The organism is uncultured Reyranella sp. (assembly GCF_945957355.1).
Lineage (GTDB): Bacteria > Pseudomonadota > Alphaproteobacteria > Reyranellales > Reyranellaceae > Reyranella.
Map to the genome: position 1 here is coordinate 117,415 of NZ_CAMFKM010000002.1, position 13,158 is coordinate 130,572.

Here is a 13,158-nt window from a genome sequence, read left to right on the forward strand (position 1 = left end):
GGACCTCGGCCTCCTACCGCGAGACGCGGCGGCCGATCAGGTTGACGAACAGGCTGGGCAGGTAGGTCCGCGATACCGGCAGGCGCTCGGTCGCCTGACGCGCGAGCACGGCGCGGTTGTCCTCATGGTCGAGGACGAGCTGGAAGAGTCCCTGCTCCACGGCGCCGGCCCGCGAATCGAGTTCGGGCCTGCCGTCACGCTCGACGCGATAGGCGACGTCGAGGCCGACATCGCCGCCGCTGTAGAAGGACGAGCCGATCTCCAGCTGCCCGAACAGCAGCATCAGGCCGCGCGCCGAGAAGCGCCAGTAATCGTCGGGTGCGGCGTGGAAGGCCTGCGACCAGGCCGCCGCCACATAGGCGAGGCCGCCGGGTCGCAGCATCCGTTCGATGTTGCGCGCCGCGCGCGCCGGATGGCGCGTATGCTCGAGCACATGGCAACAGATCGCGAGGTCGAACGGCTCTTCCCCCAGCTTCCCCTTCAAGGTCCGCATGTCGCTGCAGATATCGGCGATGCAATCGACGTTGGTGCCCTCGACGAGATCGAGACCGATGAAGCGGGCCTTGGGGCCGAAGCGCTTGGCGACGAGGTTGCGCCAGTTGCGAACGTTGCGGTCGGCGACGAGCGTACGCGATCCCACCTGCAGGACCCGGGGCGCGCGCCGACCGACCGACTGGGCCACGCGGTCCAGCAAGAGGTCGATCTCGCGCGCAACGGTCGTGCCGACGATGCGCAGCTCACCGGGGCGTAGCTCACCGGGGCCCAACTCACCGGGAGTGGCGCCACCGGCCACCATCAGTCGCGCACCACCAGGATATGCATACGACGCGGACCGTGGGCGCCCAATTCGATTGTCTGTTCGATGTCGCCGGTGCGCGACGGGCCGGTGATCGTGTTGACGGTACGCGGCATCCGGTCCTTGCCGTACCGGGCGCGCAACCGCTCCCAAACATCCTCATAGCCACCGACGATGTCGGCCTCGCGCAGCACCACGACATGAGTGTCGGGCAGCAGGTTGAGCGAGACCGGATGGTCGGGCCCGGAGGCCATCACGACCGTGCCGGTCTCGGCAATGCCGGCAAAGGCGCCAGTAATCGAAACCTGGTCGCTGCCTTCGCCGCGACCCCGCCGGATGGAGAGCATCTTCTGGCTCGCCCAGTCGTAGCCCTCGAGCAGCGGGGAGGGCGCCATTGCGACCGTCGCCGGCAGGTTGTTGCGGGCGAGGTAGGCCGTCACTTCCCCCGGCACCTCATCGGCGCCGACCCTGGCCACCGTGGCGTTGAGGGTATCGGCCCATTGGCAGAACAGCGCGACCTTCTCGGGCTGCGGCAGGCGCGCGCGCGCGACCGAAGGGCCCCGGGGCGGCGCGGCGAGGCGTGTCTCGACGGCGCTGCGGGCCTCGCCCGTGAGTTCGCCGCGACGCAGCGAGCGGCGGATGCCGCCCAGGATCTGGGCCCGGGCGTCGTTCGTGGCCTCGCTCATGACTTCCTCTTCGCCCAGCGCGCGTGGAACGTCCCCCCCGGCTGCGGCGCGGGGAAATCGCGGAAGCGCGTCCAGCCGCCGGCGAGCGGCAACGCCCGATAGCGGCCGTCGGCGCGGCCGAACAGGGCGAGCATGCGGTTGGCAATCCCCGTCAGACGGCGATAGAGCGCAGGCCGGCGGGCGGCGAAACTCCAAAGCGCCAGCCCCTGGCGAACGGCCTTGGGGGTCAGGTGCTTCTCGAACTCGCGCTCGCGCCAGTGGCGCATCAGCTTGGGCAGCGGGATGCGCACCGGACAAACGCTCTCGCAGCGGCCGCAGAAGGTCGAGGCGTTGGGCAGGTTGCTGGCTTCCTCGACGCCGACGAGCTGCGGCGTCAGCACCGCGCCCATCGGGCCGGGATAGACCCAGCCATAGGCATGGCCACCGACCGCACCGTAGACCGGGCAATGGTTCATGCAGGCTCCGCAGCGGATGCAGCGCAGGATGTCCTGCATCTCGGTCCCGAGCACGGAAGAGCGGCCGTTGTCGAGCAGCACGACGTGATACTGCCCGGGTCCGTCGAGGTCTCCCGGCCTCTTCGGCCCGGTGTTCAGCGTCGTGTAGGCCGAGGATTCCTGACCCGTTGCCGACCGCGCCAGCACGCGCAGCAGCACGGCTGCGTCCTCGAGCGTCGGGATCACCTTCTCGATGCTGGCCAGCACGATGTGCATCCGGGGCAGCGTGTTCGAGAGGTCGGCATTGCCTTCGTTGGTCACCAGCATCGACGAGCCGGTCTCGGCCACGAGGAAGTTGGCGCCGGTCAGCCCGACATCGGCGTCGAGGAATTTCTGCCGCAGGACGTAGCGCGCCTCGGCGACGAGATCGTTGCGCTCGGTCAGGCGCTTGTCGAAGCCCAGCTTGGCATGGTGTTCGAGGAACGTATCGGCGACCTGGTCCTTGGTGAGATGGACGGCCGGCGCGATGATGTGGCTGGGCGGTTCGTTGCGCAGCTGGATGATGTATTCGCCGAGGTCGGTCTCGACTGGCGCGATGCCCAGCGCCTCGAGGTGCTCGTTGAGCGCGATCTCCTCGGCCACCATCGACTTGGACTTGGCGACGGTGCGCGCGTTCACGCTCTGGCAGAGCTCGGCGATGATGCGCCGCGCGTCGGCGGCGGTCGGCGCCCAATGGACGTGGCCCCCAAGCGCGATGACCTTGCGCTCGAACTCCTCGAGGTAGAAGTCGAGATGGGCCAGCGTGTGGTTCTTGATGTCGCGCGCGCGGTCGCGCAGTGCCTCGAACTCCGGCAGCCGCTCGGCCGCCTGCCGCCGCCGCTCGGAAAAGCCGACCTTCAGCTTGGCCAGGGAGTCCTGGAGGTTGGGGTCGGCCAGCGCGTGATCGACATTGGACTTGAAGGCATGGGCCGTCGATTCCATCAGCCGCGCTCCGGTTCGCCGATCGCCGGCAGGTCGCCCATCCCGGCCAATACCTCGGCGACGTGGCGCACGCGAATGGCGCTGCCTTCGCGCTGCAGCTTGCCCGCCATGTTCATCAGGCACCCGAGGTCGCCGGCCAGCAGCGTGTCGGCCCCGGTGGAGGCGATATCAGCCGACTTCTCGCCGACCATCGCATTCGAGATCTCGGGATACTTCACGCAGAACGTGCCGCCGAAGCCGCAGCAGACTTCGGGGGTCTTCATCTCGCGAAGTTCGAGTCCCTGCACCGAGCCCAGCAGATTGCGCGGCTGGTCCTTCACGCCGAGCTCGCGCAGGCCGGAGCAGGAATCGTGATAGGTCACGGAGCCGTCGTAGCGCGCGCCGACTTCCTTGACGCCCAGCACATCCACCAGGAACGAGATGAGTTCATGACTGCGGCCGGCCAGATTCTCCGCGCGGGCCTTCATGCCCGGATCGTCATCGAACAGGCCGGGATAATGATGTGACAGCATTCCGCCGCAGGAGCCCGAGGGCGCCACGACCGCATCGTAACCCTCGAAGGCGTCGATGACCTGAGCGGCGATCGCGCGGGTCGTGGCCCGGTCGCCGGTATTGTAGGCGGGCTGGCCGCAGCAGACCTGGAGCGGCGGCACCTCGACGGTGCAGCCGGCCTCTTCGAGCAGCTTTACCGCCGCAAAGCCGACCGACGGCCGGAACAGGTCGACGAGGCAGGTGACGAAGAGCGCGACGCGGCGCGGGCGGACAGGAGGTTTGGTCGGCGGTGTGGACACAGCCCGAACATGGCAGCGGTGAAATGGGCGTGCAACGGCCGCTTTTCTGGAATTGTTCCAGCCTGAATGCGGGGGCTTGCCGGCGCCCTTGTCGGAGGCCGCGAATGCGTCGCGGCCGTCAGTTCTTGTTCGGCACCAGGACGACGGCGCGACCGTCGCTGTTCATGCGGCCGGCCCAGTCGGCCGCATGCGGACCGGCGCCGTAGAATACGTCGCCGCGTGCCGGGCCCTTGATGGCCGCGCCCGTGTCCTGCGCGATCATCAGACGACGATAGGATTCGGTGGCGCCGGGCTTGCGATAGACGGGACGGCGGGTGTCGATCCAGACCGGCGTGCCGTACGGCGTGATCGTCGGATCGACCGCCATGCTGCGCTGGGCGGTGAGTGGCACGCCCTCGGCACCGATCGGCGCCGACGTCCGGGTGTCCTTGAAGAAGATGTAGCGCTCGTTCTTGCGCATCACGTCCCGCGCCTGCTGCGGATTACGCTTCAGCCAGTCGCGGATCGCGGGCCAGGTCGCGTCTTCCTTCTTCATCACGCCCATCTCGACCAGCACCGTGCCGATCGCCGTGTAGGGGCGGTTGTTGGAGCCGTCGAAGCCCAGGGTCATGCTGCCGCCCTCGGCGAGCTGTATGCGCCCGCTGCCCTGCACCTGCATCTCGAACAGGCCGACCGGATCCTGCACGTAGGCGATCTCCAGCCCCTTGCCCTTGAGGGCGCCCGCCTCGATCTCGGAGCGTGTCAGGTAGGGTTGGTCGCCGAGGTCGGGCGGCTTGCGGTAGACCGGAACGGTGAAGAGCCGGGACGGCACCTTGCTGCCGCGCATCTCGGGCTCGAAGTAGCCGGTGAACTTGCCCTGCACCTTGATGATCAGGGGGCGGAAGTTCGACTCGAAGAAATTGCGCGCACCGCGGGCGTCGCCCGCCTTCACCGCGCCGGCGTTGTCGCAAATCCGCTTCCACTCTCCGGCGGTGATCGTTTTCTCGCCGCCGTCGGTGGCGATCGCGACATCGGGGCCGGCGGTCAGCTTGGGGCAGGAGCGGCGAAAGGCGGCTAGGGCCTCGGCGTGGCGATCCTCGGCCCAGCCTGCGATTTCGTTATAGGAGGTCGGCTCCATCGCGATGCGCTGTTGAGGCGCGGAGCCGGGGGTCGAGGCGCAGGCAGAGAGGAAACCGGCAGCGGCCAAAAGGGCCATGCCGCCGGCGAGGAGGCTCTGTCGCATTCTCGGAAACGCCTCCCTCAGCCTTCGCTCTCGGTCTTGATGAGCAGCCAGTTGGGATCACGCGATGTCGTATCGCGGCGGAACGTCCAGAGGTCCACGACCTTCTGAACTTCGTTGGGATTGCCGTCGACGATCTGGCTGTCGGCGTTGCGGACGACGTTGATCTGCTCGCTGACGAACCGCACCGTGACGACGGCGTTCGTGCCCTGCATCTCCGCGCCGGCGATATCCGAGGCCTCGAAGCCGATCAGCGTGGTCTCCGCCTTCTCGTTCCGCTCGATGCGGCCGCGAATGGCGGCCTCGAAACTTGCGTAGGTCGCGCTGTCGAGCAACGGCTTGAGCGCGGCGGTATCGCCGCGCGCGAAAGCCTCGACGATGGTGGTGAACGCGGCGCGGGCGCCGCCCGTGAAGCCGATCGGCTCGAAGTCGGGATCGGCGGTGCGGATCGCGGCGACGCCCGAGGTGGCGGTCGGCATGACGGTCGCGCGAATGCCACCCGGTCCAGTGGTCGCCGAAGACTGACGCGGCGCCGGCGCACTGGCCGTCGGCAGTGGCACGACATTGTCGCTGCCCTGCGCGGCGTCACCGACGCGCGGCGTGGCCGGCGGTGATGCGGGCGGCGTGAAAGGATCGCGGGCCGGCGGCTGTTCGTTGCCGGTACGCTTGCCCAGCACGGACCGCAGCCGAAGGATCAAGAAGACCGCGACCAACCCGATCAGGATGATGTCGTAGTTATTTCCCACGATGGCGCTCCACTGTCCCAAATTACATAGGCTCCGAATGGGGAAAGGGCAAGGCAACCGCCTGCCCGCTTCCGGCGCAACGAGACGTCTCAGGCGGCCAGGACGACGATATCGACCGCTTCGGTGACGCCGCCGACCGTCCGGCCGGGGCGGCGCTCATGCGTCACCGGCGCGCGATAGCCCTGGCGTTCGGCGAGGGCGTAGGTGACGCCGTCGGTAAGGGCGCGGGTCCGCTCTTCCTTGTTGTGCTTCTCGAGTTTCGCCGCGAAATTCACGGCCTCGCCGATCACGGTGAATTCGAGCCGTTCGCCGTCGCCCACCGCGCCGAACACCACCCGGCCCGCCGCGACGGCCAGTCCGATCTCGAGCGGGGGCAGGCCGGCGGCCCGGCGCTCGGCGGCCCAGGCAGCGGCGGCGGCCATCACCGAATCGGCGGCACGCAATGCGTCCGCGGCGGCCGTCGCCGAAGGCATCACGGCACCGAACGAGGCCAGGATGCCGTCGCCCAGGAACTTGTCGATGCTGCCGCCGGCCGCCGCGATCAGCGGGCAGACGCGGCCCTGGTAGTCCTGCAGGACCTTCATCACCTCGTCGGGCGGCAGTTCCATCGACAGGCGCGTGAAGCCGCGCAGGTCGACGGTGAGGATGGCGACGTCGCGCAATTCACCTTCGCCCGCCGTGATCGACATCGCCGCGCCGCGGATGCGGGCCGCCACGCCGGGATCGAAGAAGCGCGACAGGTCCTGCGCCGCCGTGCTCTCGCTCACTGCCTGCACCAGGAGGTGGCGCGCCCGCGAGATGGCGAGCGCCAGTACGAGGGTGGTGAGCAGGATGGCGATGATCTTGTCGGCCTCGGCGTGGATCAGAAATGCGTTCGAGGTCATGTACTCGACGAAGTCGTCGGTCGGATTGGCCGGTCCGCCACGGCCGCCCAACGCGTAGAGGATGAGGCCGAGCCAGCCCGCGATCGCCGTGAGACCGGTGAACACGACGAAGCGCGCCTCGAAGCGCAGTGCCCGCAGCGCGATGAACAGGAACACGTAGAGGAGTGTCGGCACCTTCAGATAGAAGACTGCCGGCTGGGCATACTTGTAATGGAACGAGTAGATCAGTCCCATCAGCAGGAGCATGTCGGCGACCACCGACAGGTAGAGCATCCAGGTCCGCAGCAGGTGCGCATAGGCAAGCCCGAGGCGCACCAGGCAGAAGGCGCCGTAGATCACCAGCACGTCGAACTCGAAGGAATAGTCCTCCTGCACCACGCCGCCGGGCATCGAGCTCGTTTCGTAGACCGTGGCGACCAGCACCACGATGACGAGCTGCACCCAGCCGATCAGGATCTCGCTCTGCTCCTGCTGGCGTGCGATCGCCAGGCGCACGCGCTCGGGGAGCTGGGCCGTATCGCCGCTGCCGAACAACCAGTCGCGCAGGCGGCGCAGCATCAGCGCTTTTCCAGCCAGAGGCTGGCGGGCAGCGCGTCCGGCGGCCGCGGCAGTCGGGAGATCACGGAGGCGGCCAGCCGGTCGGCCATGCGCCGCTCCGCCCAGACGCTGGAGAAGAGCGGCGTGAAGGCGCCGCTCGAGAGCAGCGGCACCACGCCCTGCTGCTCGTTGTAGGCGCGCCAGCCCCAGATCGCGGGATAGTCGAACGGCAGGAAGATGTCGTGGATGTGAACCAGCGCGCCGGCCGGCAGGCGCGGCAGGACGCGGTTCAACAGGATGTCGACATCGCTGCCCGGCATCAGGATGTGGCTGGAATCGATGAACAGGACGTCGCCCTGCACGAGGCCGTCGAAGACCTTGTCCGGCGCCGCCTGCAGCGTCGACGACTTCACGCGCACGCCCGGCAGGTCGGCGATGTCGGCGCGCGGTGCCGGGTCGATGGCCAGGATCTCGCCGACACCGCCCAGTGCCTTCGACAGGACGCGCGTCGAGTGGCCGGAGCCGACCTCGATGATGCGGCGCGGCTTGCGCTCCCGCACCAGCGCATAGGCGACGGCGGCATCGAGCGACGGAAACCACGACTGCTCGAACATCGCCTTGCAGCTCTCGAGTGCCGCGGCCTGGGCATCGACGGCATCAAGCACGGCGGCGAACCGGTCGGCATGCTCCTCGAACAGGCGCTCGATCGCGGGATAGGGCGGCTGCGCACCCGGCGGCGGCAGCAGCGGCGCATAGCGGTGCGGGATGAACCAGCCGCGCGGCTTCAGGCCGAGCACGGTCGGCAAGCCCAGGGCGAACCGCCGCCAGCGGCCGCGCAAGGTGGACGTGGCACTCATCGGGTCATACTCACGGCGTGAGGGTCAGGCCTTCGTGGGCGACCAGGGCGCGCGGCAATCCGTTCGCCGCGATACCCGGGCGCGCGGCCGCCGCGGCCCGCGCCACGCCGTCCATGAAGGCATCGTCATGGCTGGGATCGTGATGGAAGATGGCGAGTGTCCCCACCCCGGCCGCATCGGCGACCCGCACACCCTCCTGCCAGGTCGAATGGCCCCAGCCGCGATAGCGCGCATATTCCTCGTCGGTGTAGCTCGAATCGTAGATCATCACGTCCGCGCCGCGGCAAAGCTCGACGATCCTTTCGTCGCGATGGCCCTCGCGATGCTCGGTGTCGGTGATGTAGCAGATCGACTTGCCGAGATGGTCGATGCGGTAGCCGGTGGCGCCGTTGGGATGGTTGAGCGGTACCGTTCGTACCGCGACCGCGCCGCACGACAGGCCATCGCCGGCCTTGAACTCCCTGAATTCGACGCGGGCCTGGAAGACGTCGAGAGACACCGGATAGAGCGGCGCCTGCATCAGGTGCCCGACGACTTTCTTCAGCGTGTACGGGGCCTCGAGGTGGCCGGCCCACATGCGCACCGAGTTGCGATGATCGAACAGCGGCGCAAAGAAGGTGAGTCCGGAGATGTGGTCCAGGTGGGTGTGGGTGAAATAGATGTCGATGTCGTGCGGCGCCTGGCGCGCGAGTTCGACGCCCAGCGTGCGAATACCCGTGCCGGCATCGAAGAGCAGCCGGCGGCCCCCGGCGGTGACTTCCAGGCATGAGGTGTTGCCGCCATAGCGCGCATATTCTGCACCCGGGCACGAGATGGATCCCCGCACGCCCCAGAATCGGACTTTAAGACCGTCGACCACAAACCCTTCCCGGCAACTGTGCCGCCAGAGTCCACAGGCGGGTGCGTCCCGTCAACCGATGCCGGACGCCCTGCCGTTCTGGCCATGTTCTTGCGTAGGGATCCGGGCGGCTGTTTTTCACGTATTCTTGCAGTCGGCGGTCGAATCCGGCGTCCCGACTGCGTTGCCTACCGGCCTGTTCGGAGCAATACTTTGCCTATGGAACCCATCAATCAGGCTTCTACCCCGGCGCTGGCCGCGCCGCCCCTGCGTTGCGCCAAGTTCGCCATCGGCCAGGTGGTGAAGCACCGTATCTATCCGTTTCGCGGCGTGATCTTCGACGTCGATCCGGTGTTCGCGAACACTGAGGAATGGCTGTCGTCGATCCCCGAAGAGATGCGGCCGCGTCGGGACCAACCCTTCTACCATCTGCTCGCCGAGAACGCGCAGACCACCTACGTGGCCTACGTCTCCGAGCAGAACCTGCTGGCCGACGATACCGGCAAGCCGGTGTCGCATCCGCAGGTGCCGCAGTTCTTCAAGGAACTGAAGCGCGGCCACTACGTCTCGCGCGAGCGCGCGCTGCACTAGTCAGCGCAGCGCCTCGGCGATCTGATCGACGGTGGCGGTCCAGCCGACGATCGCGCCTTGCGCGCGGATCATGTCGAGCGCGGCCTTCTTGAATTCCGGGAAATAGCTTTCGGTCGCGTCCTCGGCCAGCAGGCATTCGAAGCCGCGGTCGTTGGCCTCGCGCATGGTCGTCTGGACGCAGACCTCCGTGGTGACGCCGGCGAGCACCAGATGCGTGATCCCGCGCTCGGCCAGGATGTCGCCGAGCGGCGTTGCGTAGAAGGCTCCCTTGCCCGGCTTGTCGAGGACGATCTCACCAGGCTTCGCCGCCAGCTCGGGCACGATGTCGGCCCCCGGTTCGCCGGCGATCAGGATGCGGCCCATTGTGCCGGGATCGCCGATGCGCATCGACGGCTTGCCGCGCAGCCGCTTGGCCGGCGGGCAATCCGACAGGTCGGGCTTGTGGCATTCGCGCGTATGGATGATGGGCAGGTCGGCGCCGCGGAAGGCCTCGAGCAGCCTGCCGACCGTCGGCACGATGGCCGAGAGCAGCCTGACGTCGTTTCCCAGGGTCGCGCCGAAACCGCCGGGCTCGATGAAGTCGCGCTGCATGTCGATCACGATCAGCGCCAGACGCGCAGGATCGAAGCTGAAGTCGAACGGCTGGGCGGCGATGGTTTTCACGGGCGTACCCCTCAATGCCCGGCCATGGCGCGGCCGATGGCGCCGATGTCGGCCGCGGCCGAATCCGTCTGCAGCGCGAGCTTGCCGTCGAACATGACGACGATGCGGTCGGAGAGCTGCAGGATCTCGTCGAGGTCTTCGCTGACCAGCAGCACGGCGGCGCCGCGGTTGCGCGCCTGGACGATGCGCGCGCGAATTTCGGCGACGGCGGCGAAGTCGAGGCCGAAGCAGGGATTGGCCACGATCAACAGATCGCCCTCGCTCGACAGTTCGCGCGCCAGCACCGCGCGCTGCACGTTGCCGCCCGACAGGCCGCGGATGGCGGCATCCGGCCCCGGCGTCTTCACCTTGTAGGCCTCAATCAGCTTTCGCGCCGTCTCGCGCATCGGGCCGCGCTTGAGCCAGATGCCGTTCGACGAGGAAGGCGGCTGATCGAAGGAGCGCAGCGCGATGTTCTCGGCCACTGACATGTCGGCGACGCAGGCATTGCGCAGCGGCTCCTCCGGCAGGCAGGCGATCCTGTGACGGACCATCTCGGGTCGCGTCGCGGTGTAGACCTCGCCGTGCACCAGCATCTTGCCCGCTTCGGCATCACGCTGGCCGGCCAGCGTTTCCACGAGTTCGCGCTGGCCGTTGCCCGACACGCCGGCGACGCCGACGATCTCGCCGGCGCGGATCTCCAGCGCCAACTCTTCGACCGCGAGTTGGCCGACATTGTCGGCGACCGACAGCCCCTCCAGTTTCAACACCGCCTTGCCCGGCGCACGGGTCTCGCGCTCCACCACGGTGCGCGTCTCGCGCCGGCCGACCATCATCTCGGCCATCATGTCGTTGTCGAGTTCGCTCGTCGGCCTGGTGCCGATGAGCTGGCCGCGGCGCAGCACCGTGACGGCATCGCAATAGGTATTCACCTCGCGGAACTTGTGCGTGATGGTGACGATGGTGATCAACTTGTCGTCGGTCAGCTTCTTGAGCGTGGTCAGCACCTCGTCGGCCTCGTCCGGCGTCAGCACCGAGGTCGGCTCGTCGAGGATCAGCAGGTTGCGCTTCAGGTAGAGCTGGCGAAGGATCTCGCCCTTCTGCTTCTGGCCGGCGGCGAGGTCGGCGACGGCCACGTCGACCGGCACGGTGAACGGCGTCGTCTCGAAGAAGGCGTTGAGTGCCTTCCGCTCCGCCACCCAGTCGATCACCGCCGGCAGGTTGCCGCGCGACAGCACGAAGTTCTCCAGCACCGTCATGTTCGGCACCAGCGTGAAGTGCTGGTAGACCATGCCCAGTCCCAGCTCGTGCGCCTGGCGCGGATGGGCGATCTCGACCTCGCGTCCGTTCAGCAGGATCTGGCCCTGGTCGGCGGCGTAGTAGCCCATGGCGCATTTCACCAGGGTGCTCTTGCCCGCGCCGTTCTCGCCCAGCAGCGCATGGAAGGCGCCAGCCTCGATCTTCACGGAGACGTCGTCGAGTGCGGCCATCGCGCCGAAGCGCTTGGTGAAGCCGATCAGCTCGAGGGACGGCGCGGTCACGCCAGCGCCTTCAGGACCGCGGCCGAGTTCGCGACGGCGCCGAACACGCCGCCCTGCATCTCGACCATTTTTAGCGCGGCGGCATGATTGCCGGGATCGGTGGCGCCGGTGCAGTCCTCCAGGATCAGGCATTCGAAGCCGCGATCGTTGGCTTCGCGCATCGTGGTGTGGACGCACACGTCGGTCGTGATGCCGGTCAGCACCAGATTGTCGATGCCGCGCGTGCGCAGCATCAGCTCGAGGTCGGTGGCGCAGAACGAACCCTTGCCCGGCTTGTCGATGATCGGCTCGCCGGTGATCGGCGCGAGGTCGGGAATGATCTCCCAGCCCGGCTCGCCGCGCACCAGGATGCGCCCGCAGGGGCCTGGGTCGCCGATGCCGGCGCCGATCTGCCGGGATCGCCAGCGCTTGTTGGCCGGCAGGTCGGAGAGATCGGGGCGATGGCCCTCGCGGGTATGGATCACGGTCCAGCCGGCCTTGCGCGCGGCAGCGAGCAGTTTCCTGATCGGCTCGATGGGCGCGCGCGTCAGCGACAGGTCGTAGCCCATCTTGTCGACATAGCCGCCGACGCCGCAGAAATCGGTCTGCATGTCGATGATGACCAGCGCGGTGTTGTCGGCCCGCAGGTCGCCGTTCCACGGCCAGGCATAGGGTCGGGAGTCGATGTGGGTCTTGGTCATGACGGCTCCTACTTGACCGCGCCCAGTTCGGCCGGCGCACCGCGTAGGCTGCGCGCCGGCGAGCAGGTGGCGATCATCAGGGCAAGGGTGAGGACGTAGGGTGCGGCGCTGAACAGGTAGTAGCCCTGGGTCACGCCGACCGATTGCAACGCCGGGCTGATTGCGCCGGCGGCGCCGAATAGCAACGAGGCCCACAGGCAGCGGATCGGGTCCCAGCGCGCGAAGATCACCAGCGCCACGGCCATCAGGCCCTGGCCGCTCGACAGGCCCTCGTTCCAGCTTCCGGGATAGTAGAGCGACAGGAAGGCGCCGCCGATACCCGCGAAGGCACCGCCGACTGCGGTCGCCAGCAGGCGCACCCGGCCGACCGAGGCGCCGATCGCCAGGGCCGCATCGACGCTTTCCCCCGCGAGGCGCACGATCAGGCCCCAGCGCGTGTTCTTCAGCGCCCAGGCGAGCGCGAAGGCCAGCACGATGCCGACGATGAACAGCGGATTGACCTGCAGCGCCTGCTGTACCTGCGGGATGCTGCTCCAGCCGCCGAGGTCGAGTGCGCCGAGGTTGGGCGCCTTGGGCTGGATGTAGGGCTTGCCCAGGAAGAAGGCGAGGCCGGTGCCGAACAGCATCAGGCCGATGCCGGTCGCTATGTCGTTGACCTTGGGCAGCTGGCAGAGGGCGGCGTGCAGGGCGCCCAGCATCAGGCCGACGCCGGCCGCCACCAGCACGCCGAGCCACGGCGAACCGCTCAGCAGAGCCGTGCCATAGGCGCTCATCGCGCCCATCATCAGGGTGCCTTCGAGGCCGAGGTTGATGCGGCCGCTGCGCTCGGTGAGGCACTCGCCGAGGCTCACGAAGATGAAGGGGGTGCTGACGCGTATGGCGCCGGCCAGCATGGCCAGCGGCACACCCCAGAGACCGATGTCGCTGCCGTCCAT

14 protein-coding genes are annotated in these 13,158 nt (G+C 68.1%); 1 reads left to right on the forward strand and 13 read right to left on the reverse strand.

From position 1 onward, the window contains the following. Positions 1-13 precede the first annotated feature (13 nt). The 9 genes from Q0Q48_RS03595 to Q0Q48_RS03635 form a co-directional block, all read right to left on the reverse strand. Positions 14-796, reverse strand: a complete 783-nt coding sequence (locus Q0Q48_RS03595; protein WP_295134134.1) for a methyltransferase domain-containing protein — start codon at positions 794-796, stop codon at positions 14-16. Beyond that, positions 796-1,482, reverse strand: a complete 687-nt coding sequence (locus Q0Q48_RS03600) for an LUD domain-containing protein (RefSeq protein WP_295134137.1) — start codon at positions 1,480-1,482, stop codon at positions 796-798. Before Q0Q48_RS03600 ends, Q0Q48_RS03595 begins: the two co-directional genes overlap by 1 nt. After that, on the reverse strand, positions 1,479-2,897 hold the full coding sequence (locus tag Q0Q48_RS03605; RefSeq protein ID WP_295134140.1) for a LutB/LldF family L-lactate oxidation iron-sulfur protein: 1,419 nt from the start codon (positions 2,895-2,897) through the stop codon (positions 1,479-1,481). The genes Q0Q48_RS03600 and Q0Q48_RS03605 overlap by 4 nt, the downstream gene beginning before the upstream one ends. Then, on the reverse strand, positions 2,897-3,688 hold the full coding sequence (locus Q0Q48_RS03610) for a (Fe-S)-binding protein (protein ID WP_295134143.1): 792 nt from the start codon (positions 3,686-3,688) through the stop codon (positions 2,897-2,899). Before Q0Q48_RS03610 ends, Q0Q48_RS03605 begins: the two co-directional genes overlap by 1 nt. A 118-nt stretch (positions 3,689-3,806) precedes the next feature. Beyond that, positions 3,807-4,910 carry an MltA domain-containing protein gene (locus tag Q0Q48_RS03615; RefSeq protein ID WP_295134146.1) on the reverse strand — a complete coding sequence of 368 codons (1,104 nt, stop codon included), beginning with the start codon at positions 4,908-4,910 and terminating at the stop codon, positions 3,807-3,809. 17 nt (positions 4,911-4,927) lie between these two features. Then, positions 4,928-5,653, reverse strand: a complete 726-nt coding sequence (locus Q0Q48_RS03620; protein ID WP_295134149.1) for a Tim44/TimA family putative adaptor protein — start codon at positions 5,651-5,653, stop codon at positions 4,928-4,930. Positions 5,654-5,742: 89 nt separating this feature from the next. After that, on the reverse strand, positions 5,743-7,095 hold the full coding sequence (locus tag Q0Q48_RS03625) for an adenylate/guanylate cyclase domain-containing protein (RefSeq protein WP_295134152.1): 1,353 nt from the start codon (positions 7,093-7,095) through the stop codon (positions 5,743-5,745). Then, on the reverse strand, positions 7,095-7,931 hold the full coding sequence (locus tag Q0Q48_RS03630) for a class I SAM-dependent methyltransferase (protein WP_295134155.1): 837 nt from the start codon (positions 7,929-7,931) through the stop codon (positions 7,095-7,097). The genes Q0Q48_RS03625 and Q0Q48_RS03630 overlap by 1 nt, the downstream gene beginning before the upstream one ends. A gap of 10 nt (positions 7,932-7,941) precedes the next feature. Next, entirely contained in the window at positions 7,942-8,757 is an 816-nt protein-coding gene (locus tag Q0Q48_RS03635; protein WP_295134158.1) for an MBL fold metallo-hydrolase, read from the reverse strand. Positions 8,758-8,988: 231 nt separating this feature from the next. Here Q0Q48_RS03635 and hspQ point away from each other — a divergent pair, with 231 nt between their 5' ends. After that, positions 8,989-9,360 (forward strand): heat shock protein HspQ, encoded by a 372-nt coding sequence (hspQ, locus tag Q0Q48_RS03640; RefSeq protein ID WP_295134160.1) that lies wholly within the window; start codon positions 8,989-8,991, stop codon positions 9,358-9,360. On the opposite strand, the gene Q0Q48_RS03645 is transcribed toward hspQ, so the two are convergent. From Q0Q48_RS03645 to Q0Q48_RS03660, 4 genes are read right to left on the reverse strand one after another with little or no spacing between them, the layout of a single operon-like run. After that, positions 9,361-10,023, reverse strand: coding sequence for a cysteine hydrolase (locus Q0Q48_RS03645; protein ID WP_295134163.1), 663 nt, complete (start codon positions 10,021-10,023; stop codon positions 9,361-9,363). An 11-nt stretch (positions 10,024-10,034) separates the two neighbouring features. After that, the gene (locus Q0Q48_RS03650) at positions 10,035-11,492 is read right to left on the reverse strand and encodes an ABC transporter ATP-binding protein (RefSeq protein ID WP_295135191.1); all 1,458 of its coding nucleotides are present in this window, start codon (positions 11,490-11,492) and stop codon (positions 10,035-10,037) included. Between the two features lie 47 nt (positions 11,493-11,539). Beyond that, positions 11,540-12,223: an isochorismatase family cysteine hydrolase gene (locus Q0Q48_RS03655; RefSeq protein ID WP_295134166.1), complete on the reverse strand. Its 684-nt coding sequence runs from the start codon at positions 12,221-12,223 to the stop codon at positions 11,540-11,542. An 8-nt stretch (positions 12,224-12,231) separates the two neighbouring features. After that, positions 12,232-13,158 (reverse strand): ABC transporter permease, encoded by a 927-nt coding sequence (locus Q0Q48_RS03660; protein WP_295134169.1) that lies wholly within the window; start codon positions 13,156-13,158, stop codon positions 12,232-12,234.